The following is a 25,733-nucleotide window of genomic DNA, read 5'->3' on the forward strand; positions in this document are numbered from 1 at the left end:
TAATATGAAAATCACCCCCTCTTTTATCGCAATGATCGTGAAAATTCATGACTTCTTTAAGGGGAGTGAGAAGACAGCGTCTTTCTTTAACACTGCAAATTCTAATCTAGGTGGAGCAACACCTCTTGAACTTATTCTAAACGGGCGACAGGAGAAGCTTGAGAAGTGGGTTCACGAAAATTTGACGGAAGCAGTAGAATCAAAGTTTTCTGATTTTGCGAACTCTTACATGGTGATTCCACCAAATGAATATTTATCCTTCCAAGGACTTTGGATCGAAAAGCGCTATCAAGAAGACGACACATTTTTATGGGCGGCTTTCATGGGTCGCAGAAACTCCTTATCAAAGAAGCACAAAGTGTTTCTTATGGAGGGGAGTCATATCGTAAATGAACAAGACATCAGTGATCGCAGATACTCATCATTTGATGAGGTGGTTGATTATCTGTCCGCATTTATTCAGAACGAAAGAAACAAAGAGTATTATTTTCCGGAACTTCTGAAGTACTTAAATGATAATTACCCGAAAGCATTTCTGAGAGGGAAAAAAGATGTTCCTACCCGTTCAGGAAGCGCTTACTGTCCTATGTGCGATTCATTCGACTGCAAATGTAGCGGTTGTTAGAGAAGGATAATATGATTAAATCAAACGCTATGGTTACGACTGAAAATCCAGATCCTATTACATTTCATGAAATTCAAAAGGCGATAAATTTACCTGTAAAATACCTGGAAGCTCGACATTTGGACGTTGTTGCAGATCCAGATCTTTATGCTTTTCAAGCAAAATTGGAGGGTAAAAGCCTCCTCGTATTTGCCGATATGAATGACCTGAAATACGACTCGCGGACAAAAGCTATCGATATGTTGGAGGTTAGTGATCTCAAGGGTGGTATAGGTTCTGTTAGAGTTGCATTGAGATTCGAAATTCGTATTGACGGAAAGATTAAAGTTCTAAAAGGGCAACACTGGAACGATGCTAAGGGGGAGTTTTAATGAAAGGAATGATGTACTTTAGTGATCGTTTTATCGAATGTAACGGTTCGGGTAATCCTAGATTCATGGAATTCTTTGATATCGACAAGGATTTAGTGAGATCAAACCCTCCACGTACAAAGCAGGAATTCCCATACAGTTTTGATCCGTTCACAATTTGGGGAGGCCCTTCGCCAAAATGCAATGCTACTGACTGGACGGACTGTCTTCACAGTTTTGATTCACAAAAGTATTCCAGCGCGGGTAAAGAAGTTTTTGGCGATGGTCGATGGTTTGGAGAAGGTTTAAATGGCAAAAAAGTTCAACAATTCCTAAACGCCTATTATGGAAGAAATGATCTTATCCTTACTCGCGTAATTGAATACTGCAATATGTCCACCCAGTACATTACCTATCGTATTGATTATCACGATCCAAGAAAGAAATAGAATTATGAGTACTTTAACATTTGTCCCACAAAAGAAACACAGTGACGTTCTTCAACGAATTGTAACAGATCACATTTTAGCCGTTCGCTTGATGAGGATAGGCCAACAGATATCTGAAGACGATTTCCTGGTCGATCTTGGGCCGTACAACAGAAACTTCTCAGTGATTCTTCCGAGCATCAGATCGGTAAAGAGATGGGCCGATATTATTGAAAATATTCCTGGTCTCTTGTCGTCTGGCGCGTCGATCAATTTCGAAATTATTCTTGGAGAGCTCGAAAGTCTATTTAATCCATCCGTTGATTCGAGTGAATATTGCCTGTATGTGCAAAGACTTGCGAGCGCACTTGAAATAGAACTTCCGCCTCGCAATAAAATTCATACGAGATTCGATTGTGCCTTCAATATGACCAGGCATTTATGAGTGAGTATAATCCAAGCGTTCAGACTATCGGGCGAGCAGACCTGAATGAAGGCGAAGTGTGGGCTTACTATGTCGACGGATTTCGTCGCTATATCGGAACTGTGAAATTCCACCGCTACTTGGATTGCAAATACCTCGTTCATCATAAGCTAGGTCGCGGCGAAAGCGATTGCATTCTTCGAACCACTCATAATGCGAATGATCTCAAAGCTTCAAATATGTGTAAGGTGTGCATAAAACGCGCAGAGAAAGAGAAGGAGACAAAATGAAGTTGATCTATATCGACCCACACTGTTCAGGCCTCCAGGTGACTAATTGCCCATCAAAAGACAAAGTGGAGCAGGTACTTTCCTCAAAAGGCATGAATGAAGATGAGTGCGGTGGGGAAGTTGTTCACTACGTCTTTATTGATTCAAAAGGCAATGAAACTAAGGGGAGCCTGGATTTCACTTAATCTTTTCAAGGGTGGTATTTCAAAGGTTCCGGAAAATTTCCGGAACCACCTGTAATAGCAGGCTCTCACCAGAATTTCACTAGGTATTTCAAATATATAAGAAAACACAAGGTTGCTATTTTTAACTCTTTTGAAGTGAATGTCCTGAGGAGTATTTAAGAAGAAGGTTCAGCAGCCTATTCCTTGATCTTTTTTGTCGAGAGGTTGGGATCAAAATTGAGGGCCGCTGTGCGAATCCATTGTGATATGTTCCCATTACAATATTTCTTGGCCTGAGCTTCAATGTGCTGAAGTTCCTTTGCGCTCAATCTTACAGGCTGTACTTTCCCTTTCAAATCCTTTTCAAAAACGGACGCTTTTTCTTTCTTAGCCATTTTCTCACCAACCTACTTCTTATCCTTGTACACTTTCAGTACTTCTTTCATGAAACCTTGATTAAGGCCGTAATACTTATTTAAATTCACACGCTCAGAATCCATCACGTAGTCGTATCGGCTCCCAGAATCGTAAACATCAAGTCTGATCAACTCCAGATAGTCATCAATAAAGCCAAACTTATTGGAGTCGCGAACAATACTGAATAATAGATCGAGCATGTGGCCGTTCTTGCCATTCTTCGGATATGTGAGATCTTCAAGTTCACACAGAGCTTTAAGGAACTTCTCCGTGGTTTGCGCTAAGTGATTTCCACAGTTGTCATGCTGGCGCTCATCCGAAACGAGCTTTTCCACCAGAGCTAGATCATCCATAGCCTTAGTTATCAGGGTTTTTGCTTGCTCTTTCATAAAGTACTACTCCTTCTTTCTTAGCTTTCGCCAAGAGGTGATTGGAGGAGTTTTGGTACTTTTCGATCTCTGCTGAAGTCGTTTTAATGGCTTCGTAGATCAGTTTTATTCTTGCTTTCACTGTGGCGATTTTAAGGTCGCCAATGTGATTTGGCTTTGCAGAATCGACAATCAACAAGTCGAAGTCAGAGTCTTCTCTGTAGTCGCCCCTGGCTTGAGAGCCAAAGAGGATGATTTTTTCTGGATCAAAGATCTCAATAATCATCAGGAGCACTTTATTTAACTCTGAGGTTTTTGATTGATCGTAGTTCATGCTAATAATGTATTACAAAATGTATTACATTGCAAGAAAAAACTATCGGAATTACCTCTCCCCATTGGTTTAAATGGGGCTGGGGAGAAAAATGATCGTATTCAGCGCCTCATAGTGAAACAAATTCCCAGTTAACATGGTAAACATGGTAAAATCAATTTATTATGGTACTAACGTCATATTTCATTGCTACGGAGGACGAGTGGCGCTTATTCCTAAAAGAATTTATGTGGAACGCTCTCAGATTACGAAAGCTGCATTTGTTGCATTTTTTATTGGCCTTGTGTTCTGTTCGTTGGCTATCTATTTTGAGATGCCCGAACCTTCCTTAGTAGTTACTCTCTTTTCGTTGGGTTTAACTTCATTTTACCTCGGCAGTGCCCTGGCTTCATATATTTTTTCTAGGTCCGGAGTTTTTAAGGTAACAGTTGATGATTCTGAAATTGTGAACTCTACCGAAGGTGATAAATAATGATTAACGTCGATTCTAGAAGTCAAAAACTAGAATCAGTCACCATTGGGAAATACCCTTTCTATTTCCTTTTTGACAAAAATTCTCCGAATGGATCTTCCGGCCATTATTTTAAGCACCCATACAATCGCAAGATCGGAGTGAAGGTATTCGCAGATACAAAACTGACTAAAGAGCAGGATGCCAGAAATCTCTATCTCCGAGCTCAGGGCGCCCATGAAGACATAGTTTGGGAAGCTGCTTTGATTAATTGCTTCTATAAGAAGAGAGTGGCAGTTGTTCGATTTTGTATCGATACGTCTACCCAAGATAAGTATCTTGGAATTGTTATGCCTCACTTCTCTGGTAAACACCCTCAGAACATGTTGGGAACATTTTATTGCTCAAGGAAGGATAAGTGCTATCTGCGAAGTGGCAGAGGGCGCGTTCCACTGGCCACGGCTATAAATATGCGGGCATTTGAGATCGGTTTCCATCTCAGTGATCTGCATGAGCAGAATGTAATCGTGGACAGCAATGGGCGGCCTTGGCCTATTGATTTTGGTAGCCACTCAATACAAGCCTTCAAGAATTTTGGTGGGCTGGCAAAAGAGTATTCCTGGGCAATGGAGAATTTTAAAAAGCACTATCACCAAACCGTAAAAGGAAAGGTGTATTAGATATGAAAGAATCTAGAAAAAATAGTCTAAAACCAATTTCCCAGCAAGATGGATGGAGTTGTGTTCCCGTCGCTCTCTACAATCTATTGATTCTCCTTGGGAGGCCTGTTCCGCTAAAAGTTTTAAAACGCCAGTGCCGACTCAGTAAACGCTTTGGTACATTCAGAAACTATTTCTTTGAGGCCGCTGAAAAGAACAACATTCTTTTAAAAGAAACTAAATTTACTGAAGACACAAAGAACACATACTTCATCAGCGTGCCCATCAAAGGTAAAGGCAAAATTGGCGGGCATATGATCCTTGTTCACAAAGGTTTTGTCTACAACGTGAACGGCAGAGGATGGCCGACAAAGCACAAGACTGATTGGGTTCTTCGTAGCCTAATCAAAGCCTCGTTTCGAAATCGAAAAACTCAAGTATGGAGGGTTGTATGACCTTAAAGAAAGCCACCATTAAAAACAAGATTTACAAAGATCTCAACGTCCTGATTGCAAAAGAGTTGATGGGTTGGAAAGAAATTCAAGCTCCTCAATATGATTTTGATGGTCCACTCCCAGAACAAGGAAAAGTTCTTGTGCCGCCAGGATTCGATGAAGAAACGTATCAATGGCCAAATCGCGGAGTGGTCCCATATTCGTTCTTTGTCACTCAGGAATATTCTAAGGATATGAATATGGCGATGCAGGTGGTAGCAGCAATGAAATCAAGCGGGTTTGAATTCATGCTCATCACCGGGACATGTGAGAAGCGTGGGTTAATTTACACGGCTTCGTTTCTGAAGAATCAAAGGGGAGGAAAGGTAACGAAGACTGGAACTTCCACGCAGGCTTCGGTGGCAATTTGCTTGGCTGCGGTTGGCCTAAGAACTCTCTTAAAACGACAAAGTCAAAGGTTCAACGAAGAGCTCAGCAAGTAGGGTTCAATATAAAGAATCATATCATTTGATATGAAAAAGTATATTAGCACTGTTCACAAGGAAAAGCGAAGTGAGGAAGAATGAACAAAAAGCAGCTGATCAAAAAAGTATCTGAGGAAACTGGCCTGTCGGTAAAGGACGTGACAAAGATGCTTGATAAGACACTACAGATTATCACCACGGCAGTTCGCAAGGGGGATGATCCTACCATCACTAACTTTGGAAGATTCACCAAGGTGAAGCGCGGAGCTCGCACTGTGGTGAATCCGAAGACTAAAAAAGCGATGAAGATCCCCGCGAGATGGTATCTCCGGTTCCAATCCGCAAAGAGCCTGAAGAATTCAATCGATAAGAGAATTGATTGGAATCACTGGTAAGGACTTAATGAATAAATCAGAACTGATCACCATTATTTGTTCAAAGCTTGGAGTGGAAACACTCCAAGAATCACCATTGGAGATCAGAGATTCTTTCGGTAACCATGCCAGTGGCCCTTTTGCAGAAATGGTTAAAGAGAGATTTATCTCCGGCGCTATGCGGGCGTTCCTTGTTTACAAAGAGACGGAACGACAGAGAGCCATGTATCGAGACACTCAATGGGGCCACGTTGATCTGACCGAGTCAGAGTATCAACAGTGGGTATCAAATCCCTCCACATTTAGGCACCCATCAATTCTCGAAGCTATCGCAAAAGTGGAGAATCCCGATTTCTGGGAAATGACCATTCAGTTAATGGCGGCTGAATAAAAGGATTTGATTTACGGGCAGACCTCTCAAAAGAAATCGCGAAACTCATTGAAGTGGGGGAGATTTCTCAGTCATGAACCAACTAAATCAGGTCGTTAAAAGCAATGTCGCTATATCGGAAACGGTAGCTTCAGCTTCCAAAAGTGTGGCCGAAGAAGGCCGAGAACCTTAAGGACTATCCGAAAAGTTGAAGATTTTGATCAACAAAAAGTGACAAGATTCGATAAAAATAAAGGGGTCGTTTCGCTGAAAGAGGCGCATTTTGTGGTTCGAAAAAACGATACTTAGGCTTCAAAATAAGTTACATTTCTTCATCTTCAACTCGAATTACATGTTTGATTATACCTGGCGGAAACAGAGTTTCCGAAAAAACATCTCGAGTTTATATCCTGCTTTTTGAATTAGGGCGGAAAATTAGGAAAGTCCCCATACCCAATTCCACCCTCAAAGTACCTTTTTGGAATATGAAGTGCCTATGTGTATAGTGAGATTACTGCTCATATATTGGCGACGTTTGCCAATAATATGTCCGGCGATTTTTCGCGGAAATTTCGCGGATTTTTTGTAAGAATTTTGGGATCGAAAATGGGTGCGCAGGAGAGCCGCCTTGAGTGGCGGATAGGGGTGAAAATTATTAGATTTTGGTATCTTGTATTCGATCAATATGTAGCGGGATTGGTTAATTTTGGTATTCAATTTTTTAAGGTCACTGTGGGTGTTTGATGGTGATTATGTATATGTTTTGGTAGATTTTTGATAAAATGTTGTAGTTTTGGCTGATTTTATGGGTTGTTGATATTGCACGTTCTGGGTGATTTTTAAGTCGCTTAAAACGCACTTAATAACCACAAATAATCGATAATGATCGATATCAATTCGATATCGGTTTGTCATTCAAGCTGGCTTAATATTCTTCCGTGAAATTCACGCGTCCCATTTAATAAATGAATGTGCTTCAGTAAGGTAAAAATGTTTTTCGTGAGCTTGAAATTAGAACCATCTGGCCCCTTCTCATTTACCGTGGTCGACCCATTTATAGATCATGGCAAACAAAAAGACCCTCAAAAAAATCAAAGAACTTACCCACGAATTCATTCCTACGGCATGGAGTCACCTAACCAATATGACCACCAAGGAACTGGCAAGCCTGTCGTTCATGAAGTGGACAGCGACCTCACTTAAACAGTTCGACAGTAAAATCAAGCTTGCCATGTTGAGCGAAGACTACCAAGAAAAGGTGTCCGTGGCTGTTGAAGTGACCATGGATAATGGGGCATCAATCAACTACCTTTTCGTTCCGGAAGAACACTCCCTGTTCTCCCTAGCAGAAGACTTACGGATTAGTTGGGGTCCTAAGCTTCGTACTTCCAAGAACACAGAGTTCTCAATCTCCCATATTGAAGACATGCCTTGGACCCAAGAACAGTTGGTGGACCTTCTGGCAAGTCTCGTCGATCTATCCAGGTGGACCCAACCAGAATTCAAAAAGATCAAGTCATCCGGAGTTGTCCCGGCTTCCGCTTCTTATTCATTCAACGCGGACCTCCCCGCTGATGTCATAAATTCGATTATGGCAAAAGCATCGCACAAGGCCGTGGCTCAAAATTATGCCAGAAGACTTTCAAGTCTCCCATACAGTCACTTGAATTCAGCGGACCTGGTAAACGAAGCGATCAAAGCCACCTCCGACATCCCTGGTTGTGAAGTTACCCACTACACGGTCGACATGCTCAAAGATCTGGGTGCTGGGGCTTTCTGCGCGGTCGTACAAGGAACGAAAGATCCTCAAGGTGGGATTGTTGTGGTCAAACGCCGCACGAACAAAACTAAACCCATTGTGTTGGTAGGGAAGGGCATCACCTTCGATACTGGTGGCCTTAACTTAAAGACGGACGGAGGACTTACCGGAATGCACCGAGATATGACGGGCGCAGCGGTAACACTCGGTTTATTCAAAGAGTTATGTTACGCACGTCCCGATCTCGATCTTTCCCTATATTTAGCCATCGGGGAGAACATGATCAGTGAAAAATCCTTCCTCCCCGGAGATGTCGTGGAGGCCATGAATGGCAAAACCATTGAGATTGACGATACGGACGCGGAGGGAAGACTCGTTCTTTACGACACACTTTTACTTGCGGAACGCGAAATCTTATCCAAGAAAGCGGTTGTAATCACCGTGGCTACCCTTACGGGATCGTGCGTGGATGTGGCGGGGCCGAGGCGGGCGGTTGTGGCCACGAATCGCGAAAAACTTTGGGAAGTCCTTTATGCCGTCGGAAAGAAGAGTGCTGAGCGTGTAGTTCCAGTTCCTATTGATGATGAATTCGAGGACGAACTTAAAACAAGTCTCATCGCTGATAGTACACAGAATACCGGACACTCAGCTGAGCACTGTTACGCAGCTGCCTTCTTAGCTTCGGCGGTTAATGAGGAAAAGACATTCATCCACCTGGATATTGGTGGCACGGAGTTCGCGGCGGACGGACTTGGCCTTGTTAATACGGCGGTTACTGGGTTTGGTTGTAGGTTCCTTTATCAACTTATTGATGAAGAGCTGTCTCCCTTGACAGTAAAGAAATTAAAAAAGGATCACCATGAAAAATAATGCATTCGGTGTGATTGGACCAAATCCAAGCTTCTTTGATATGTGCTCCAGTGCAATCATTCTCGCTAAGGGTGAAAACAGATATGAATTATAACTTTTTGTGAAGCATTGGGACTTCCTGTAATTACTGTTTTCTAGACTCCTCCCATTTATATCGAATGAAAATCATTCTGTTAAATGACCAACATTACGGCTGCTCTGGTACTCGAAGCGTGAAAATCCACGAACAATTCATTAGTCTTCTCGCGGATAAAATTGTGTTCCACGGTGTTGAGTTGATTTTGGTTGCAGGGGATACCGGAACAACCAAGCAAGATGACTTGGAGAAGTTCTTTAAGCTCCTTAGATCAAAGGTCTCCATTCCCGTACTTATAGTGTTTGGAAACCATTGTTATTGGGACGAAAATCCTCCACATCCATTGAAAGCACCTCGAACATACCATCAACTCAGGGAACTTCATGATGAACTATGCCGAGAATTCGATCTTCACTACCTGGAAAATGGCCCATTTAAGCTGCGAAATATCCAGTTCAGTGGCTATGATGGATGGTATCGATCAATCAATCCTGTAACAAACGATGTCGACTCCCCAACTCACGCTTACATGAGAAGGACAATCGAAGGTGTCCCAACTCATTTGTATTTGAATGCTAGAGCACACAAGGAGTGTGAGAGAGTATTAAATGAGGCCTCTCCGGTAATGGTTAACGTGTGCGTTTCGCACTTTGATTCTACAACGACGGAGCAACTTTCTCATGGATTGGATGGTTATGATCCGCGCCGTGGGGATAATCGACACCTTCAGGCACTAAGTGAATTGTATGACTTCATTTTCTACGGCCATACACACCGTGCAATAGATGAGAAATTTGGGAAGGCTCGTATCCTTTCATCGGGCAGTGATTACCTACATCCTGTTGGACTTGTGGTGAACATTCCGGAATCTCCGGATGGTTGCCGTGCAGATGAATCTCCGGTGATTGAGCGGTTTCACTTATCTTGGACCAAACGCACATCAGACCATTATTGACTACCTCATTATTGGCATCACCCCTATTTACCGGGAGTAGAAGAATTTGCCCTGATTTATGAAGGAGAAAACCATGAGCAAAAGTACAACTTACAAAATGAGAGCTGAGTGTCGTACTGACGTTAGTAGAATGATGAGTGTTGTCCAATTCTCCGATCTAAATATTAAGCCTATTACAATTGATGGAAGAGAATTCCCAGACGTTGAAGTTACATTTGATTCAAAAATGGATCTGAAGGAAATCATCAGCAAGCTGAATAAAATTCCAGATGGTCACGTCATGGCCGAATCAATAAATTTCCTTGAGCATTACGACGGGACGAGAAGGGATCTATAATAGACTTCATCATCGTTTGTTTGGAATAAAGGAGCATTTGTGATTCAAATCAAAGTTGCCAAGATCGATAAAAATTCCGGCATGTGCGAAGGGACAACTGAAGATGGTCGTTTAGTTACCTTTAGCCAATACAAAATTCAAGACGGTGATCGCACTCAGTCGACCATCTATAAATTGCAGCCGGGAGTAATTCTTTACGCCGATTCAAAGAATTTGGACACTGGAGTTGTAGGTGGATACCTATACACTTCCCCTCTGGAAAAAATGAATATCACACTTTCTATTTTGAGAGACCTCTATTCGATAGATCGCGAACAACCTCTTATTGGCGACTGGGTGATCGATGAAGATCGCAAAATGAAGAGGTTAAGGCATTATACAGATGGCACACTTCAGTTGGTCGTTGGTTCGTTCCACTTTTGCCCAACAGATGAAGAAGAGCGAGAGCCATCAGTTACACTCTCAGCAGGCGTTCCAGACTATGAAAAGCGGTCGGTGTTGATCGATACCGGGAAAATGGCACTTGCTGAATTTTGGACTTTTAAAGACTTCGATGTGAAGGCTGAAAATCGAGTGAACATCGAGGTCCCTGTAAAGATTTGGAAGATTAGATCGTGAGTAATGCATCAGACTACAAACTAATTCTAATAACTCCTACCCTTTCTGGGAGGGTTATAGTTGTCGAAAATCAGTACTTTAAGGATCGTTTTAGAGAAAGTGCAAACCAACTAAAACGAATCATCGAAAAACATTCTGGACGAAAGCGGCGGACTAACAATACAGAATTATGATCATTTCTGCTCTAGTCCCTATTTATTTGTTAGTAGAAAAACGGAGGAAAAATGAAAGCTGTGTCTATGGCTATACTGTCTTTAGTGAATACTGAATTGATAAAAGAGAATTTGGTTCTGATTGTCTCTGATGTCATTGAAGATGAGCGCGGCCACACAATTATCTCCAATTACAGAATCACAAATCCTGATTTAGTAAAGCCCCACTATCGCTATTTCTTCATGAGAAATCTAAAACTCGCCCTGAAACTTCCGGTAGCCAACTCAGACAGGAGTCTCGTTGGCGTGATTGAGAATGGCGAAGTGAAAGCATATATCAATTTCAACGTCCTCGGTGAGTGCTTGTCCCTAGAGGTAAGGTGTTATCCACTACAAGTTCATGATGAGGAGCTGCCTAAGAAAGAGATTGAACAATATTGCAGAACGATCTCTGATATCGCAAAAACAATACTTGTTGTCGGAAATGGAATGGATAGTCTAATTTGGAGCGCAAGCCAGCTGAATACTCAAGATGTCTTAAATTCTTACGGCTTTCTTATTAAGATGAATGAGAAATTGAACGCAGCTGCCATGTTCAATCGAATCACAAGGCATTCACTCAGTGATCAAAGCGACGCTGCATCGTTTTATGTTCTGAATTCGAAAATTAGTTCGTTGGAACGAACTCCAAATGGAATCACTGTCGAATTAGAAAAGTAAACCACTCCGACGATCTTCAATTAGTAGCGCAGCGATTCTCCATTTTAATAAAGGATTACTATGACCATAACAACTGTTTCCATCATCATTCTTACAGTCGCATATTTCATATCCGGCGAGATCGTTTGTAAAAAAGTTTTGTTGAAAAAACTTCTTAGAATGAATGCGCCCGATCACATCAAGAAAAGACTCCATCACCTAGTAGAGAAATTCTCTCCAATTAAAGAGTTCTTCAAGATCACAAAAAGAATCTTTCTTGAACATGGGGAGGCTATCATAAGAGGGGTCCTTGGGGTGATCATTGGGGCCGGATACTTGACTTTGAGGGTTCTGTATCTTCTGTTCTGGCCAATTCATCTATTCGGCGCGATTTTATCTCTTCGTCGTGCAGAGAAGGAATACGCAAAGAAAAGCGACCATCCTGCTGAAGAATAGCTCCAGACCATCATAATCTAGCTTCAAATGATCTATAGAACCCAATCGGTCTGGCTGAAGAAGTCACTTTCAGCCACCTTTTCATTGTACAAGAATCGTTCTAAACCCTTGTTTTTGCCCCAGAATGAGAATCTTCACCTCATAACAAAAAGTGTTGCTGGTTTTTGAACTCTCCCCATTTAAAGAGGTGAGGACCCTGGAGGTAACCCATGAAACCTGCAAATACACGTTGGCATTCGATTTTAAAGCTTTCCGTGGTGATGCTTGCTACAGCGTTTGTGCTTACATCTTGCACTGCCGGAGATGAAGATAAATGCTCCGGCGTGAACAGTTTTGACCCAGTTTGCGGTGGAAAAGACATCGTTGATCCAAACATTCTAAACATCAACTACGCTGAGTCGAAGTATTTTGATGAAAATACGAACGAGTGGTCTTCGATTCGCAAAACAGATCTCGAAGAAACCATCCTTTACAAAGACATTCAGATTTATCCGCCAGTAGCAACCGCAACTCTCGATACGACTTTGGCCAACATCAAGCTGACCGAAGAAGGGGCGGCTAACGATGACCAAAAAAATCGCGCTTTCTATATCAAGCTTGAAGCGAAAGATGGTGTTTCTTATTTGTGCTCTTACAAAAAAACTAAGAATGGCACTGTCGTAGCGACAACTGATTGTACATTCAGTAAGATGGGCAATTACGCGTATCTCCCCTTCATCAACAACAAATTTAACGGAAAAGTTTACGACGCAGGCGACCGCCTTGGTGACACGTTCGTAAATGAAATTACGATTGTCGCTCAGTACTCAGCAACACGCTCCTCATCTAAAACAATCAAGTTCAATTCAATAATTTCAGCTTCAAACACTGCTTATGTGATCGCTATGAGTGAGGCAATGCTTGATTTCTCAATTGAAAATCGTTGGGCTAAATACCACAAAAAGGTATCAAACAATAACGTAACCAATGACAACCTGGATCTTTTCAAACTTTCAGATAAGAAGGGTGCTGTTTCAAATCCAAATATCGACCTGCGTGTAATCTTTAAAGAAAGTCCACGCATCACAATCGAGCAGGAAGTGTTCATGGAAGTTCCTATCGATATGAACAAGTACGCTTCCTCTAAAGAGATTTCACCTCTTCGTGGATTTGAGTTCCGTCAGCACTTGATCTCAGTGAACTCTCAAGTAGATTTCATGCACAAAATCACAGTTGGCGGATATGACTTGGTTAACAGCGGCTTAGAGTGGAAACGTGAAAGCTTCCCATCAGCGGTCCCATTGGACGTTCGTGTAGTGGCAAATTTGACCCAGAATGCACTTTACACAAATCCTCATTCAACAACTCTTCTCCAGCCTCTGAAGCCAAGCTGCGTTCTTGAAAAGAACTTAGCTTTTGATCCGGTAAAAGAGGATGAAGACAAGGTTAAGAATGCAAATCTCGGTAAATGGCAGGGTACATGTCAGATCGACCAAAACAGAACCGTCGTGGTTGACGAGCCGAATTCCTCTTCTAATACCGTTCTTTTGAAGGATAGTTGGTACAATGCATTTGATTACATTCCCCTTCGTTCTAACAAGAATGCTATTGGATCGATGTACGGTGTAAAGAAGATCACTTTCAAGGTGCAAGCCTGCTTTAAGGTTCAAACTCGTGCCGACAATGACAACTCTGAATTCAGCTGGGCAAGTGTCTCTTCAGGTGGATCCAATTGTGGCGACAGTACAAGTTCATCTGACTGGGTTTATGTGAACTACAGCAAAACATACTCACTCACGAATGATCTTGAGAAGTACGGTAACGATCCGGAGCTTAAGAATCTTCTGGATAAGCTCCGCGTTGCATACCCCGTTAATGACTCAGCCATCAAGTTCAATGGTGAAGTCCTAAACGGCGACCAAGTAAAACACATCTACTAATCCTAATATCTAAAGCTCCCCATGAAGGGGAGCAATTCTGTCAGCTGAAAACAGGAGGTTTTTATGAACAGCATTCCAACTATGGCAAATGGTGACGACGCAAGAAAAGCGCTTAAGAGATTACAAGAGCGCGGCAACCTCAATGACTCTAAAGGTCTCCTGAAACAAGACGCCGCAATCATTGAAATGAGAAATCAAAGCTTCGACGACGTTGCAAACGAAATCAAGGATCTATCAGAACAGGATTGGGAAACATTCGTTAAATACAATTTATTGTAAGGAGGTAATTCGACCCTGTGGACATTCAAACAAAGAGTCTGTTGGCGATAACTTTGACGTTCTTTTCAATGTTGTATCTCTTTATGCGAGATATGAATGAAATGTTTTTGTTTCCTCAACAAACCACTGCCTCCATTAATCAGGTTGAAGAACACATCGTCGCTAAGATTACTAATGAGAGACGAATAGGAGCCATCTCTAAATCTACAATTCAGGAAAAGAAAGTTGAAAAACGGCATGTTGCTGAAGCTCCATCGTACCAGGAGAATCCTGCCTGCTTGATGCCTGATGATATCGTCACATGTCTAGTGGACAATCGCTTAGCTACAACATGTCTTCTTGAAAGTGATTCGTTTAGCTTAAATGATCTTTACCCTCATTCAGAAATTTATCCAGACAGAGAAAAGTATGAGTCTCTTCAATTGATTAGCGACAATCTAATGCGTGGTCAAAAGATCGCTGAAGAGGAAGAGCAAGATGAATACTTATTTCTCAAGCGGCGATCAGCCGTAATCTGTGTGACATTCAGAGATCAATGTATTGACGCTGAAAAAAGCAAACTTGTTCGTTTTGGGGAGCCTGAATTCTTCAATCTTTTGAGTGTATTCACACCATCTGAATTATCTGACTACATTCAGTTAAGGTCGAGTCAAGAATCGCATCTTGGCTGCCAGCCAGTATATGTGGGCTCTGACGATCCAGAAATGATTTACAGGGCCATAGAAGATCTAGAAAAAGCTCAATCACAAACCCCAAACCATACAGGAGGCACGTATCATGAAGACAGAAAAGATTTTCCTTAGATCTGGTTCAACAATCAATGTCCCGTCAACGGCCTACGCGCGACAAGTTCGAAAACTCGAACGGGAAGGTGCGACCACCTCCGATGCGCAAGGTATGGCAGATCTTCATTTCATCAAAAAGTTTATGGCTCGAGTGAAGGAATTCTCTGAGAAGAATCATGAGGAATTAATGGTTCTAAGAAAAGCAGTAGATTCGTTTCATAAGGTAAATGCTGAAGCGGCACCAAAAGTGAGTCAGTCAATGCTCGAAGTATCTCAAGGTATTGGAGACGCCAGTTCAATCGAGAATGTAGTCACAGCTATTCAACTAATGATTAAGTACGATATTGAAGTGGTTGGCCACACTATTGATGAACTAAAACACTGTTCAGATAAACTACTCGCTTTGTGCGACCTATCGTCAAAGTAAAAGAGGAGCTCGTATGCTTAAAATGATCATGTTATTGTTTTCATTCTTCCTGTCAGCTTGCGGTGTTTACAATCTGGAAATCAGTAAATTACGACCCGACAAGGAGCCGGATCCGAAAGTGTTCGACAATCTTCTTCCAAATAAGGTGGTACGGAATGACCTGTCGAGCCCATCAATTACCAATATTCGCAACCTTACTGGTACTCCTTTAAGCGCTGGGGATCACAATGAGACGGGAGGGTTTGTTGTTGATGCGAACTGTACTGCAACTGGCGGTGCCGTTTTTGTGGTTACAATGTTAAAGTCGCCGGGCGCTCCGGATCCCGTGAAATTATCCGTTCAATCAGCCCCATGCGACACTTCTGGCTCAGTTAATCAGATCATTAACATGAATCATGGGGAGTTTGGTGAACTTCTTCTTAAGGTGACTCAGGAGAGATCATCAGGTTCAGAAGATATTTCCCCATATGAAACTTCAATAACCATGATCTCATCACTGCCACTTCCAACTGTGATTTCTATTGTTCCTAACCTTGCTGAGCCAAATGGCGGAATCAATATTACAATAGGCTGTAAAGAAGGTGAAAAGTACGTTTTAGATAGCAGCCTCATGTTCCTAGGTGAAGATCCGGAACCGAAGGTCTGCCCAGCTTCTAATATCATTGTTTGGACAGTTCCTCCTTCATCTATTTCTCTTACTGATACTGCGATTTTTGATTTTATCCCGCTCGACAGAAATGATAGCCCTTTTCCTCATCGTGCAATGAGCAGAAGTATGCCAGAAGTACTCGCGCCACCAGTACTTACGACAGCTTCTCTTGGCGGGCCCGGAAACTTAGATGTAACTGGGCAATGTAAACCAAACACTCCGGTGGAATTATTGGTTACTGAACCAGGAGGTGGAACAAAAACGAGCATGAGAGTGAATTGCTCACCTGATGGTGTTATGGCTATTTCATTTCCTCCTGGAGGATACGATCCTGCAAGTGCAGTTCAGGTAATGCATTATTTGGACGCAAGTGGAATCCGCAGTCAGTTAAGCAATTCTGTTCTAATAAATTAACAAGGAGAACCTATGTTGACAGCTCAAAAAGATATTCTAGATCTCGCCACTTATTCAACAGACGATTCGGAACGTGACGATTTTATCGAACACCGTTGTGCCACCGATGAGGAAGTTGAGATCGTTAATCACAACCATCTTAAAGAAAAGATCACACCAGAAGCTCGTGTCCTTTTCGAACGAGAGAAGAACAATCATCAATATGCACTCGGAAAGTTGGTTGCTGATTGGACCGTCAGAAACATGTGATATTTTTTGTTGACGATCACTTTTGCTAAAAGTAGCTTTATTTGTGAACAAGGAGGAATCCATGGCAAAGAAAGCTGCGAAAAAAGCTACGAAAAAGGTCGCTAAGAAAGCTACAAAGAAAGTAGCAAAAAAGAAAGCCGCTAAGAAAGCGTAAGTTTTTTAGATGGTAAAGGGGAGGGTAGAAATACTCTCCCCTTTTTTATTGATTTGACTCATCCAGTGGAATCGCCTCAATCCTTTCGGAAGTTGCATTTCTATCGATTGGGCTAACATCCCCATGCTCTGCAATTTCTTTTGCCTCATTTTCGCTTTCTGCATCTATATGATAGGAATACTCAACCGTTTCAGTTATTTTAACCAAGAATTTTCTTTTCATCTCAAGGACCTACTTTTTCTTATTTCTATCTCTTCTGTCCCGGACATACGGAAGGTGTTTTTTAAGAATTTCGATGTCGTACTCCGATACGCCATAATCTTTTAAATCCGAAACTGTATATACGCCCATGGCTTCAATGGCCTCTTCCGCTGCGATTCCGATATCATGACCTCGATCCATGCTTGCCACAGCAGCAAAATAACCCTGAACCCAGGATTTGTCTCGGAGCTTCTTTTCTCTGTCTTTACTCTTTTGAGTTCCTTTACGAGTTGAAGTTGATTGTTTCACGGAACTATTTTCCATAACTCCTTTAACTCCTTCTTTTGAATATGACAGATATCTATCGTAGATAGCGACTGATTCGGGTTTATTGCAATTAGCGAAAGAGAAATCACATCCACAGTGAACACCTTTGCAACTTCTGCAATACTTTTTACTCCCATAACAAGCTTTACAAGTAGCCATTTGTCCCTCGTTACTATGCCGGAATTTTCTCTTCCTGTTTCGTCTCTTTCAAGCTATCTGGAAGCCAATCAGGCCTAATCGCACGCAAACGATCACAGAACTCTTGGTCAAAGCTTTTAGCTCTCAGATATTGGTAAAGTCTTTTTGCCATTTTATTTTCTTCCACATCAGACTTAGAATTTTTTGGTTTCGGCGCCCCTGATGCCGCCAACTTTAACAGCTCTTCTTGTCTGTGCTCTTTAGAATACCTATAGCAAACCCCAATCCAATCAGGCCTGAGTGATTGAATCTTTTCTCTGAAGTCTTTGTCAAATACTCTTGAGCCTTTGCTCATATAGTTATTGAGAGCAATACCAAGCGGTGACTTAAAGTGAGGTTTTGGCTTTCCCTCGCTGGCCATAGATAACAATTCGGTTTGGTTCTGAAGCTTTCTATCCGGAGAACTCTTTTGCCCGATTCTGCCGACAAATTGGGGATTGATCTTCTTGATCTGTTTGGCAAATTCTTTATCGTAAAAGGGGCTGCGAGGATTTAGGTATCGCGTAAGAGAGGCATGAAGTGATGATTTCCTTTTAGGTGTCGATGCACCGGATCTAGCCATTTCAAGGAGAATGGTTCTATTGTCTTGTTTTTTTACGGACTCGAACCATTTCGGAGCTAAGGTCATTAGGTGATTTGTGAGATATTCATCGTAGTGTTTACCTGGTGTGGTATATCTTCGGAATGACCGTCGATCAAGATCGGTAGTCAAATCCTTACCATCCATAGCTAAGTATACGAGAGAGTCTTTCGCTGCTTGGCTGATGTTTTCTGCAAACCAATATGGATTAGCTTCTTCAATTTTATCTCTAAATTCTGGATATTTCAGTATCCCTACTAAGATATTCCCGAGCTTACGCTCGTTGACATCAGAGCAATTTGATCTCGGACGAGAATCGCCATTACGAGCCATCTTAAGGAATCGCTCAAAGCGAATTCTCTTCTTCTCATTAATCGATTGACCTTTTGATGATCTTTGGATTTCTTTATAAATTTCAAGATAATATGGAGAGATAGATTTTGCATTCATGATGCCTCCTTATTCGACGGCCATACATTCTTGAGTGTTCTTTTCTCATCAAGATGTGCATAGTGATCGATAATTTTCACTGAAATGTGCATGATCTTGGCGATCTTTTCTCGAGATAGTTCAGCCACGAAAAGATAGTAAGAAATCATGGAATGGCGCCAAGAGTGATTGCAGATACCAATAATATTAAATGTGCGTTTTAATTTTTTGAAAATTCCATCTCTTGTATAGTCAAATAATGGCCCAACTTTGGAATTGATGTAATCCAGAACGAACTGCTGAGCTATCGGGTGAATGAGAATCATTCTTCCATCTTTTCTGCGCTTCTTGAGAACGTCAGATTCAGCGAAAAGATGTCCGTCTTCGGTAAAAAAGTCTTTCTTTGTAAGCAATAATGCCTCTGAAATTCTAAGGCCGCCACAAATCATAACCACAATCAGGACTCGGAACTGTCGATCTAAGGTTGATTCTGCAATCCACATCTTCATGAATTCTTCGAATTTCTCCCCAATCAGAATGGAAATCTTCTTATCGCTATTTAAGCGATTGACGAGAGTGAAGAAGCCGGAATACTTCTTGGAAATATCATTCTCCATCATCATTCTCTTTTTCTGTGTATCTCGACGTTAGTTTTTCATATCTATCCCAGTACTCAGACTCGTTCACGAGCATGGGATTTGGTCCGGCACATGAAAGTAAATCCAAAGCTTCTTTAAGATCTGTTGCCATTTGTGAATCTACTACTGGCTCTTTTGTCTGTTTTTGGGACTGGTATTCGAGAAACTTTGCTTCGTGTTCGGGAATTCCAGTAACTTCTGAACAAAGTGGCTCAGAATCAAGTGTTTCCCTTAGCTCTTCCTCACCATAAATCTCGAACCAACATTCGCTCTCAGCATGATAGATAAGAAATCGTTCTTTACTCATGATTCACCCTCTTTCAATGTCGGGAAGATTCACCCAAATCACACAACCTTGCTTATGGTGATAATCTTTAGGTTCACGGAAATTCACCGGGTTTGACAGGATCCAAGCGTGTGGTTGTTTGTATTTCATTTCTCTACTAGCTGGAACGCAGTGCTTGTCGCGATTTTCTTCAAAATCCTGCGGTGTTAGGATTCGGGAGTCATCAATCACAACGGTCCCAATCCATTTCCCTTCACAAACGACACCTACCGTGCCGCGAATGTTGGTATTTGAAGACCTAATTTCCCACGTCTTCTTTCCTGAGAGAATTAGATCTGCCCAAGGTTGGCGAACTATGAAGCCTTTCACTCTGAGGTCCTTTCGGCTACCATTGTAAAGGTATAGTGGCCATCATTAGAGAGTCCGCAAAATTTTGATGGGGGAGAGTGTCCTATGATGGTAATAACATTCCCAGGATAACAGCTTCTAATTCTTTCCAGAGCTTCAGGCTCAGAAATAAAATTTCCTTCCTGATAGAATGCTGTTCCAATCTTATCAAGATGATCATATGTGACTTCTAAAGGTTGGTGGATACGATACGCTTGAATTATGTGTTCGCAAGCTTCAAGTTCGCGCCCGTCGCCCATCCTTCCAAATCTTTGCCCACAGACTTTGCAGTTTCCGTACATACTACCCCACCTTTCTTTGAGGAATAGCTTCGAATGACGCTTCAAATGGGACACTTGCTGCGCTTAAAATCGACTGTCCAATTCTTTGGAAAACTGACACAAATGGAGGAACAATGATGGCCTGTCCAAGAACTTCATGTCCAAATGTAAGTCCAAGACCCACAACCAATGATTCATCAACACCTTTTGCTCGCGCGTGTTCAAGGACTGTTGGAATTCTCAGAAGATCTGGTTTATCCGGATGTTTAATAAATGTGCCTGTGCTTTGTCTTTTGGTAAGAGATTTCGTCAAAGTGTTAAACTTCGTTGAATCAGCATCAACGATATTCATTTTGAAACCCTTACCAGCAGCTTTGTCAGTAATTTCTTTCGCCTTCAGGTAGGACATTTCACTCCACATTGAGCTTTCATTCGGTACACTCTCCATGATGTCGCCGACACACATTTGTTGCACATTCTTAGGTGTGATTCCTTCAAAGGAGAAAGACATCCCCTGAGTCACTGCAACCATACAAAGTCTTTTTCGATGTTCGATCATGCCCCAATCAGCAGCATTAAGAATTTCCTCGTGAACTTCGTATCCAAGATCTTTCAATTGGGTCCGGATGATACTCATTGAAGCGGAGCTTTGATAAGGAATGACATTCTCAAGAACGATTACCGCAGGGTTTGTCTTGGCAATCACTGCGAGCCAAGAAACAACCAAATGCCCAACGTCTGGATGCGCCTCAGGGTGAACAATCTTATTCTTCGCGCGACCAGCAACACTAGCGCCCGAGCAAGGAATGCCAGCAACTAGCACCTCTACTTCTGGAATTCTGGACATAATGTCTGAATCAAATACGAATTCCTGCAAAGGGGACGTGATAAGGATCGTTTCAGGCCCATAGGAATAGTTTCTCTCAGCTGCATGTTCCATACAGTCAGAGCGGATTTCATTCACAAAGGCTGTTTTTGTGCGAATCCCGGCCTCTTTTAAGCCTTGATGGGTGGCTAGATCAAGTACGCCAATACCGGATGCGACAGATCCGATCATCAAACTTTCGCCACCGCGAATACGACTAATCATGCGCGACATGCGCTTCATAGCGCGTATTTGGGAAGCGACTGGCAAAATAGTGATAACACTATCTTCAATTATAACGCGAACTGATTGGAGGCCTTTGAAGACCTTCAAAATCTCTTTTGAGTTCAGATCAATGACGGGAATTTCCTGATTTGACTTTGAAGTTTTTTTGGATACGACGCGAGCGCCGTCCTTTGAAATTACCAATCGCAAAAGGCATTTTTCCTCATCGACAGTCACATCGTATTTAACTTGCGGAGTAAAGCCAGCTCGGCGAGGCTGAGCCCCTTCAAGCCAAATTCTTGGGGAACCACGGTGACTTCCAATCTTTTTGATTTCATACCCTTTAAGAGAATTCATCATCAAACTCCAGCCTTTTGATTAAATAGCCTTCGTTAGTATATCATTTATTATTGATTAACCGCGAGGCCAAATACCATATTTCCCACATTGATACATGGTAAATACGGTAATATAGGTAGTTCTTACACGAATTGTCGATCAAGGGAATTAGATATGGAGAGAACGATGTGGACGAGGCCCGAATCAAAAGAATGGCTGGAAAAGTGTTTCCCAGCCAAATTTAAGGGCTTTTAAGATTGAAGTGAGTCTGTGATCGCCAGAGTTGCGTAAATATCTGCGGAATCAAGCAGGCAACGATAGACATTGTAGAATCTTGAGTCTTTCAAGTTCAGTAGGGTCGCCATATAGTACTCCAATGGCATAACCACAAGGGGTGCAACAATTCTTTCGCCTTCCACGATGTATTTGCCATCGTTCTTGGTTATGATCTTGATGTTTGCAGTAGCATCAGACATTTTTTGGATCTTTCCAAGAAGTCCAGTGCGATTAAGAATTCTCATGCCAACCTTTGCATTATCCCTCGTTAAAATGTCAGCTACGACAGCCATGTTTGCTTCAAACTCGTGTGCATTCTTTGATGTTCTGATCAGATTTTCGGCCTCGGTTATCTTCATACTATTCATTCCCTCTTTCTCGACTTCAAATTGTTATTCTGATGCTTTTACAAATTTGGAGAACTTCAACGAAAGTTTTTCGTAGGCATACTTTGCTCTCTTTTCTGCTGATTTTAGCATCTTGATCGCCTCCGTCTGTTCTGAGTCAGACATCAGGGAGCCCTTGATGGCAAGCTCCACTTGAGGGGATAGTTTCAGGAAATCCTCTAGTGCGTGAATGTTGCGTTTATATCCGGTGTTGATCTCTCCTTCCATATCGAAATTCGCAAGTATGGCATTTCCGACAGCATCGTTAAGCGCTCTTCTCACGTCAGTTTTCACTGGAGTTGCAGTTGTTTCCTTTCCTGGTTCACCTCCAATAAGATCCAACGTAAAGGAAAAATCTCGAATGGCCGCGACCACTGAAGTTCTTTCATCTGCTGAAATTTGAAGAGCATCAAATGAAACCTCGGAAGATTGTTCTACGGATCCACTTGCCATTGCTGAGTCAAAGTTCGCTACCAGGTTTGGTCCTTGCTTTGCAACAACTCCCATAACAGCGACAACAGCCGCTGTGGCAGCGATTGGTTTAACAACATCAATCAGTGTCAATTTGCCCGTATCGACAGAGTATCCTTCATCTTTTTTTACGATTCTGTATCGTAGCTTTGTTCCAGACATGTGAACTTTCAGTTTCTCAGCTACTCCAGTCGCGTAACAAATCTCTTTACCAGCGATTCGCCTATCAAGTCTGATAGCACTTTCATTAACGAACGAGGCGTTTCCTCTTGAAGGGTCGAATTCCGTTCTATCTAAACAACTCTCGGCAATTTTAATGAGATTGATATCCTTCCTTTCGATGAGCTCACTTTCAAAGGTACGATCAAGAAGTTGTTTAAAGTATCCATGTGGCCACAAAAGGATGATTTCATCAAAGCGATTTATTCCAAAAACACCTTCGTTTGTTGGGATAACCTTCACTACTTCCAAAACTTCTTGAGAATTCGATTTGGCGATTTCAAAAGCTTCATGATTTTGTTTTTTAAGAATTTTTAGAAGCTTTGCTTTTTTGGGAGATGAAATCCAAGATTCCACGGCTCGCTTTCGCCACGGCTCTTTATCTACTTGATCCTTCGAGCGCGCATACTCCAGGACATTGTTAAGATGTTCTGCCAGAAAGATACTTTGTTCAGGTTTTAGACCATCACCCTGTAAAGAGTTGAGAATCTTTTCGTAACCATCCACACCATCTTTCATGAATAACCTCCGGTTCGACCCAAGAGATAAATAGGGAAGTGGCGTAAAATGATGAAATTTCGTGATTTTCCTGACTTTGCGATCTTAGCGGTGCTCGCTGCGTCAAATGCGTACCCACTTTGTTCAAAAAACCACAGCCAAGATCAAAATTTTGCGGTATTGATCGGTTGAATCGAACATGAAAGCACTGTGATACCTATGAACAAGAGACATTTGCCCGATGTAGCCAATGAAACTCACCATGAAAATTACGCCCCTATTGACTGGGTAGGAATGGGCTCAATTGAGCTCCCAATAATGCTTCGTCAATCCGATGGGATCTACAGAATTCCAGCTCGCGTAGACGCCAAAGTAAGCTTAGATAAAACTCCGTCGCGCGGAATTCATATGTCTCGTCTCTATTTGATTACCCAAGAAATTTTATCGAAGAATGAAATTTCATTAAGTCTTCTTGGTAAAGTAACTGACGATTTTCTAAGTACTCATGAAGACTTGTCCACACAAGCCTTAGTTCAAGTTCAGTTCGAGTCTCCGCTCTTACGAAAGGCTTTAAAGAGTTCAAACCAAGCATGGCGTTCATATCCAGTAATCCTTTCCTCATTTAATAAAGAAAGGGAGAAGAGTTATTTCGTAGAAGCAGTAGTGACGTATTCAAGCACTTGCCCTGCTTCAGCAGCTTTATCTCGCCAACTGATTCAGGATGGGTTTAAACAACAGTTTGAAAATCACTCTTTAGATTATGATGTTATTCACTCTTGGTTAGGAACAACAAGGGGAATTGTTGCGACACCTCATGCTCAAAGAAGTTTCGCTCGTGTAAAAGTAGAAGTAAGTTCTAAATTCAACTACTCAGATTTGATTGATATGGTCGAAGAAGCTTTGCAAACTGCCGTTCAAGGAGCTGTAAAAAGAGAAGATGAACAAGAGTTCGCCCTTCGCAACGGACAGAATCTGATGTTTTGTGAGGATGCCGCTCGTCGTGTAAAGAAATCACTGGACGGGAATTTGGAAATCATAGACTACGTGGCTGAATTCAGCCACGTAGAAAGTTTACATCCTCACAATGCCGTTTCTCATATTTCGAAAGGAAAGAAACTAAGATCATTTTAAAGTTTTAGACAAATTTTTCATGAAATTCTCATAATCCAAAAGCTTTTGGAAAATTGGTTCCCTGATCTTATATGATTGATCTTTCTGAACACACTGACATCCGATTTGCCCATGAATAACCACAGGAGCTTTCAAATTAACAGTCATCTGAGTGAGATCGTTTGGCAGAGTCACAACTCCCCATGTAGGCATATCTTCGCTTATTTTCGGCGGTGTGGAAGGGGAGAAACCTAATGCTTTTGCATCATCTCCATAAGCGCCAATTATGAGATCTGGAAAATGAGTTCGGAGATTAATAAGAGGGAAAGCAATAGCCGACTTCTCACAACTTACTAGCCAGTGAAAGGTCTTCTCACCATCAGGTTTTACAATTGCGAATTTCTGACACTCTGGAAACCCAATCATTCCATTTTGAAAATGAATCACGGAAGAATCATCTATTTCAATTTCACCGAATCTTAGCGAATCAATTTTCATAAAAACTATCTCCTACTTCTTGTTATTTGAAGAAGAGAATTGATCATTGCATTGGTTATTCTTCTTACTGATTACAATCTGAGGAAACAGTATGACCTTAATGTCGAGATCTCTGAAGAGATCTGAACCGACCTTTATTTCAATATGAACTATAGAGAAAAATAGTGCTAAGGCCACGCATAATTCAATCATGATTGACTCCTCTTAATAAACTATTCAGGCATTTTATCAGTGCGAATCAACTCATCATATCGAGCAAAGCAGCAGGGCGATGAAGGGGTAATATTCTGAATGGTTCGAAACTGAGAGAGCTTTTCTTCGTCTTTTCTTCTAGCCGCCGCGATACTAAAGGAAATTGCTCCCAGAACAAAAACTGAAATAAAATAGATGTTCCCGAAATTTGCAAAAACCGACTCCAAAAATACCTCCTGGCTTGAGTGAAGAGACTGAAGGGAGTTGAACCCCCACCATTCCCGCTGACGGACATGACCCTGCCAACGAGCGCTCTGACCGTTAAGCTACAGCCTCAAGTTCAATATAACGGAAAT

At 41.9% G+C, this 25,733-nt stretch carries 38 protein-coding genes and 1 tRNA gene; 24 read left to right on the plus strand and 15 right to left on the minus strand.

The window, feature by feature from the left end; genetic code table 11:
- Nucleotides 1–4 precede the first annotated feature (4 nt).
- From AAAA78_RS18805 to AAAA78_RS18825, 5 genes are all read left to right on the plus strand, one after another.
- The gene (locus AAAA78_RS18805) at nucleotides 5–625 is read left to right on the plus strand and encodes a hypothetical protein (RefSeq protein ID WP_340593738.1); all 621 of its coding nucleotides are present in this window, start codon (nucleotides 5–7) and stop codon (nucleotides 623–625) included.
- 11 nt (nucleotides 626–636) lie between these two features.
- Nucleotides 637–996 carry a hypothetical protein gene (locus tag AAAA78_RS18810; protein WP_340593740.1) on the plus strand — a complete coding sequence of 120 codons (360 nt, stop codon included), beginning with the start codon at nucleotides 637–639 and terminating at the stop codon, nucleotides 994–996.
- Nucleotides 996–1,424: a hypothetical protein gene (locus tag AAAA78_RS18815; RefSeq protein WP_340593742.1), complete on the plus strand. Its 429-nt coding sequence runs from the start codon at nucleotides 996–998 to the stop codon at nucleotides 1,422–1,424. Before AAAA78_RS18810 ends, AAAA78_RS18815 begins: the two co-directional genes overlap by 1 nt.
- 420 nt (nucleotides 1,425–1,844) lie before the next feature.
- Complete coding sequence (locus AAAA78_RS18820; RefSeq protein ID WP_340593743.1) at nucleotides 1,845–2,117, plus strand: hypothetical protein; 273 nt, start codon at nucleotides 1,845–1,847, stop codon at nucleotides 2,115–2,117.
- Entirely contained in the window at nucleotides 2,114–2,302 is a 189-nt protein-coding gene (locus AAAA78_RS18825; RefSeq protein ID WP_340593744.1) for a hypothetical protein, read from the plus strand. Before AAAA78_RS18820 ends, AAAA78_RS18825 begins: the two co-directional genes overlap by 4 nt.
- A 176-nt stretch (nucleotides 2,303–2,478) precedes the next feature.
- Here AAAA78_RS18825 and AAAA78_RS18830 read toward each other — a convergent pair whose 3' ends face one another.
- Genes AAAA78_RS18830 through AAAA78_RS18840 form a run of 3 tightly spaced genes read right to left on the minus strand, consistent with a single transcriptional unit; the run spans nucleotide 2,479 to nucleotide 3,400 of the window.
- Complete coding sequence (locus tag AAAA78_RS18830) at nucleotides 2,479–2,676, minus strand: hypothetical protein (protein WP_340593748.1); 198 nt, start codon at nucleotides 2,674–2,676, stop codon at nucleotides 2,479–2,481.
- A gap of 12 nt (nucleotides 2,677–2,688) precedes the next feature.
- Nucleotides 2,689–3,087 carry a HEPN domain-containing protein gene (locus tag AAAA78_RS18835; RefSeq protein ID WP_340593751.1) on the minus strand — a complete coding sequence of 133 codons (399 nt, stop codon included), beginning with the start codon at nucleotides 3,085–3,087 and terminating at the stop codon, nucleotides 2,689–2,691.
- Entirely contained in the window at nucleotides 3,056–3,400 is a 345-nt protein-coding gene (locus tag AAAA78_RS18840; RefSeq protein ID WP_340593752.1) for a nucleotidyltransferase domain-containing protein, read from the minus strand. The genes AAAA78_RS18835 and AAAA78_RS18840 overlap by 32 nt, the downstream gene beginning before the upstream one ends.
- 202 nt (nucleotides 3,401–3,602) lie before the next feature.
- On the opposite strand from AAAA78_RS18840, the gene AAAA78_RS18845 reads away from it, so the two are divergent.
- The 18 genes from AAAA78_RS18845 (at nucleotide 3,603) to AAAA78_RS18930 (ending at nucleotide 16,817) form a co-directional block, all read left to right on the plus strand.
- A complete protein-coding gene (locus tag AAAA78_RS18845; RefSeq protein WP_340593754.1) occupies nucleotides 3,603–3,872 on the plus strand; it encodes a hypothetical protein in 270 nt (89 codons plus the stop codon).
- Nucleotides 3,872–4,531, plus strand: coding sequence for a hypothetical protein (locus AAAA78_RS18850; RefSeq protein ID WP_340593757.1), 660 nt, complete (start codon nucleotides 3,872–3,874; stop codon nucleotides 4,529–4,531). The genes AAAA78_RS18845 and AAAA78_RS18850 overlap by 1 nt, the downstream gene beginning before the upstream one ends.
- Before the next feature lie 2 nt (nucleotides 4,532–4,533).
- Nucleotides 4,534–4,965 (plus strand): hypothetical protein, encoded by a 432-nt coding sequence (locus AAAA78_RS18855; protein WP_340593759.1) that lies wholly within the window; start codon nucleotides 4,534–4,536, stop codon nucleotides 4,963–4,965.
- Nucleotides 4,962–5,447: a BC1872 family protein gene (locus tag AAAA78_RS18860; RefSeq protein ID WP_340593760.1), complete on the plus strand. Its 486-nt coding sequence runs from the start codon at nucleotides 4,962–4,964 to the stop codon at nucleotides 5,445–5,447. Before AAAA78_RS18855 ends, AAAA78_RS18860 begins: the two co-directional genes overlap by 4 nt.
- An 80-nt stretch (nucleotides 5,448–5,527) precedes the next feature.
- Nucleotides 5,528–5,824 (plus strand): HU family DNA-binding protein, encoded by a 297-nt coding sequence (locus AAAA78_RS18865; protein WP_340593761.1) that lies wholly within the window; start codon nucleotides 5,528–5,530, stop codon nucleotides 5,822–5,824.
- 7 nt (nucleotides 5,825–5,831) lie between these two features.
- Nucleotides 5,832–6,194 (plus strand): hypothetical protein, encoded by a 363-nt coding sequence (locus AAAA78_RS18870; protein WP_340593762.1) that lies wholly within the window; start codon nucleotides 5,832–5,834, stop codon nucleotides 6,192–6,194.
- Nucleotides 6,195–7,236: 1,042 nt separating this feature from the next.
- Nucleotides 7,237–8,802, plus strand: a complete 1,566-nt coding sequence (locus AAAA78_RS18875) for a hypothetical protein (protein ID WP_340593763.1) — start codon at nucleotides 7,237–7,239, stop codon at nucleotides 8,800–8,802.
- A 158-nt stretch (nucleotides 8,803–8,960) separates the two neighbouring features.
- Nucleotides 8,961–9,833 (plus strand): metallophosphoesterase, encoded by an 873-nt coding sequence (locus tag AAAA78_RS18880; protein ID WP_340593765.1) that lies wholly within the window; start codon nucleotides 8,961–8,963, stop codon nucleotides 9,831–9,833.
- Between the two features lie 73 nt (nucleotides 9,834–9,906).
- Nucleotides 9,907–10,170 (plus strand): hypothetical protein, encoded by a 264-nt coding sequence (locus tag AAAA78_RS18885; RefSeq protein WP_340593766.1) that lies wholly within the window; start codon nucleotides 9,907–9,909, stop codon nucleotides 10,168–10,170.
- Nucleotides 10,171–10,209: 39 nt separating this feature from the next.
- On the plus strand, nucleotides 10,210–10,788 hold the full coding sequence (locus AAAA78_RS18890) for a hypothetical protein (RefSeq protein WP_340593768.1): 579 nt from the start codon (nucleotides 10,210–10,212) through the stop codon (nucleotides 10,786–10,788).
- Nucleotides 10,789–11,012: 224 nt separating this feature from the next.
- Nucleotides 11,013–11,660, plus strand: a complete 648-nt coding sequence (locus tag AAAA78_RS18895; RefSeq protein WP_340593769.1) for a hypothetical protein — start codon at nucleotides 11,013–11,015, stop codon at nucleotides 11,658–11,660.
- A gap of 141 nt (nucleotides 11,661–11,801) precedes the next feature.
- The gene (locus AAAA78_RS18900; protein ID WP_340593771.1) at nucleotides 11,802–12,095 is read left to right on the plus strand and encodes a hypothetical protein; all 294 of its coding nucleotides are present in this window, start codon (nucleotides 11,802–11,804) and stop codon (nucleotides 12,093–12,095) included.
- 209 nt (nucleotides 12,096–12,304) lie between these two features.
- Entirely contained in the window at nucleotides 12,305–14,014 is a 1,710-nt protein-coding gene (locus AAAA78_RS18905) for a hypothetical protein (RefSeq protein ID WP_340593772.1), read from the plus strand.
- A 63-nt stretch (nucleotides 14,015–14,077) separates the two neighbouring features.
- Nucleotides 14,078–14,293, plus strand: coding sequence for a hypothetical protein (locus tag AAAA78_RS18910; protein ID WP_340593773.1), 216 nt, complete (start codon nucleotides 14,078–14,080; stop codon nucleotides 14,291–14,293).
- A gap of 17 nt (nucleotides 14,294–14,310) precedes the next feature.
- Nucleotides 14,311–15,096, plus strand: coding sequence for a hypothetical protein (locus tag AAAA78_RS18915; RefSeq protein ID WP_340593774.1), 786 nt, complete (start codon nucleotides 14,311–14,313; stop codon nucleotides 15,094–15,096).
- On the plus strand, nucleotides 15,071–15,505 hold the full coding sequence (locus AAAA78_RS18920; protein WP_340593775.1) for a hypothetical protein: 435 nt from the start codon (nucleotides 15,071–15,073) through the stop codon (nucleotides 15,503–15,505). Before AAAA78_RS18915 ends, AAAA78_RS18920 begins: the two co-directional genes overlap by 26 nt.
- A 13-nt stretch (nucleotides 15,506–15,518) precedes the next feature.
- On the plus strand, nucleotides 15,519–16,568 hold the full coding sequence (locus AAAA78_RS18925; protein WP_340593776.1) for a hypothetical protein: 1,050 nt from the start codon (nucleotides 15,519–15,521) through the stop codon (nucleotides 16,566–16,568).
- A gap of 12 nt (nucleotides 16,569–16,580) precedes the next feature.
- A complete protein-coding gene (locus tag AAAA78_RS18930; RefSeq protein ID WP_340593777.1) occupies nucleotides 16,581–16,817 on the plus strand; it encodes a hypothetical protein in 237 nt (78 codons plus the stop codon).
- A gap of 199 nt (nucleotides 16,818–17,016) precedes the next feature.
- Here AAAA78_RS18930 and AAAA78_RS18935 read toward each other — a convergent pair whose 3' ends face one another.
- The 9 genes from AAAA78_RS18935 to AAAA78_RS18975 all read right to left on the minus strand — a co-directional run bounded on the left by AAAA78_RS18935 (nucleotide 17,017) and on the right by AAAA78_RS18975 (nucleotide 23,586).
- Complete coding sequence (locus tag AAAA78_RS18935) at nucleotides 17,017–17,193, minus strand: hypothetical protein (RefSeq protein WP_340593778.1); 177 nt, start codon at nucleotides 17,191–17,193, stop codon at nucleotides 17,017–17,019.
- Between the two features lie 9 nt (nucleotides 17,194–17,202).
- Nucleotides 17,203–17,496, minus strand: a complete 294-nt coding sequence (locus AAAA78_RS18940; RefSeq protein WP_340593779.1) for a hypothetical protein — start codon at nucleotides 17,494–17,496, stop codon at nucleotides 17,203–17,205.
- Nucleotides 17,497–17,671: 175 nt separating this feature from the next.
- Nucleotides 17,672–18,727 (minus strand): hypothetical protein, encoded by a 1,056-nt coding sequence (locus AAAA78_RS18945; protein ID WP_340593780.1) that lies wholly within the window; start codon nucleotides 18,725–18,727, stop codon nucleotides 17,672–17,674.
- The gene (locus tag AAAA78_RS18950) at nucleotides 18,724–19,323 is read right to left on the minus strand and encodes a site-specific integrase (RefSeq protein WP_340593782.1); all 600 of its coding nucleotides are present in this window, start codon (nucleotides 19,321–19,323) and stop codon (nucleotides 18,724–18,726) included. The genes AAAA78_RS18945 and AAAA78_RS18950 overlap by 4 nt, the downstream gene beginning before the upstream one ends.
- The gene (locus AAAA78_RS18955; protein WP_340593783.1) at nucleotides 19,313–19,651 is read right to left on the minus strand and encodes a hypothetical protein; all 339 of its coding nucleotides are present in this window, start codon (nucleotides 19,649–19,651) and stop codon (nucleotides 19,313–19,315) included. Before AAAA78_RS18955 ends, AAAA78_RS18950 begins: the two co-directional genes overlap by 11 nt.
- A 3-nt stretch (nucleotides 19,652–19,654) precedes the next feature.
- Nucleotides 19,655–19,999, minus strand: coding sequence for an ASCH domain-containing protein (locus AAAA78_RS18960; RefSeq protein WP_340593784.1), 345 nt, complete (start codon nucleotides 19,997–19,999; stop codon nucleotides 19,655–19,657).
- A gap of 321 nt (nucleotides 20,000–20,320) precedes the next feature.
- Nucleotides 20,321–21,745 carry a DNA cytosine methyltransferase gene (locus tag AAAA78_RS18965; RefSeq protein WP_340593785.1) on the minus strand — a complete coding sequence of 475 codons (1,425 nt, stop codon included), beginning with the start codon at nucleotides 21,743–21,745 and terminating at the stop codon, nucleotides 20,321–20,323.
- 233 nt (nucleotides 21,746–21,978) lie between these two features.
- Nucleotides 21,979–22,362: a hypothetical protein gene (locus AAAA78_RS18970; protein WP_340593787.1), complete on the minus strand. Its 384-nt coding sequence runs from the start codon at nucleotides 22,360–22,362 to the stop codon at nucleotides 21,979–21,981.
- Between the two features lie 33 nt (nucleotides 22,363–22,395).
- A complete protein-coding gene (locus AAAA78_RS18975; RefSeq protein ID WP_340593788.1) occupies nucleotides 22,396–23,586 on the minus strand; it encodes a hypothetical protein in 1,191 nt (396 codons plus the stop codon).
- Nucleotides 23,587–23,796: 210 nt separating this feature from the next.
- Here AAAA78_RS18975 and folE2 point away from each other — a divergent pair, with 210 nt between their 5' ends.
- The gene (folE2, locus tag AAAA78_RS18980) at nucleotides 23,797–24,708 is read left to right on the plus strand and encodes a GTP cyclohydrolase FolE2 (RefSeq protein ID WP_340593790.1); all 912 of its coding nucleotides are present in this window, start codon (nucleotides 23,797–23,799) and stop codon (nucleotides 24,706–24,708) included.
- Here folE2 and fliW read toward each other — a convergent pair.
- The 3 genes from fliW to AAAA78_RS18995 all read right to left on the minus strand — a co-directional run bounded on the left by fliW (nucleotide 24,700) and on the right by AAAA78_RS18995 (nucleotide 25,713).
- Nucleotides 24,700–25,185 carry a flagellar assembly protein FliW gene (fliW, locus tag AAAA78_RS18985; RefSeq protein WP_340593791.1) on the minus strand — a complete coding sequence of 162 codons (486 nt, stop codon included), beginning with the start codon at nucleotides 25,183–25,185 and terminating at the stop codon, nucleotides 24,700–24,702. The two genes, folE2 and fliW, sit on opposite strands and share 9 nt — an antisense overlap.
- Before the next feature lie 212 nt (nucleotides 25,186–25,397).
- Nucleotides 25,398–25,604: a hypothetical protein gene (locus AAAA78_RS18990; RefSeq protein ID WP_340593792.1), complete on the minus strand. Its 207-nt coding sequence runs from the start codon at nucleotides 25,602–25,604 to the stop codon at nucleotides 25,398–25,400.
- Nucleotides 25,605–25,626: 22 nt separating this feature from the next.
- Nucleotides 25,627–25,713: transfer RNA gene (locus AAAA78_RS18995), tRNA-OTHER, on the minus strand.
- Nucleotides 25,714–25,733: the final 20 nt, after the last annotated feature.

Origin of the sequence: Bdellovibrio sp. BCCA (assembly GCF_037996825.1) — a bacterium.
In the GTDB taxonomy this organism is placed as follows: domain Bacteria; phylum Bdellovibrionota; class Bdellovibrionia; order Bdellovibrionales; family Bdellovibrionaceae; genus Bdellovibrio.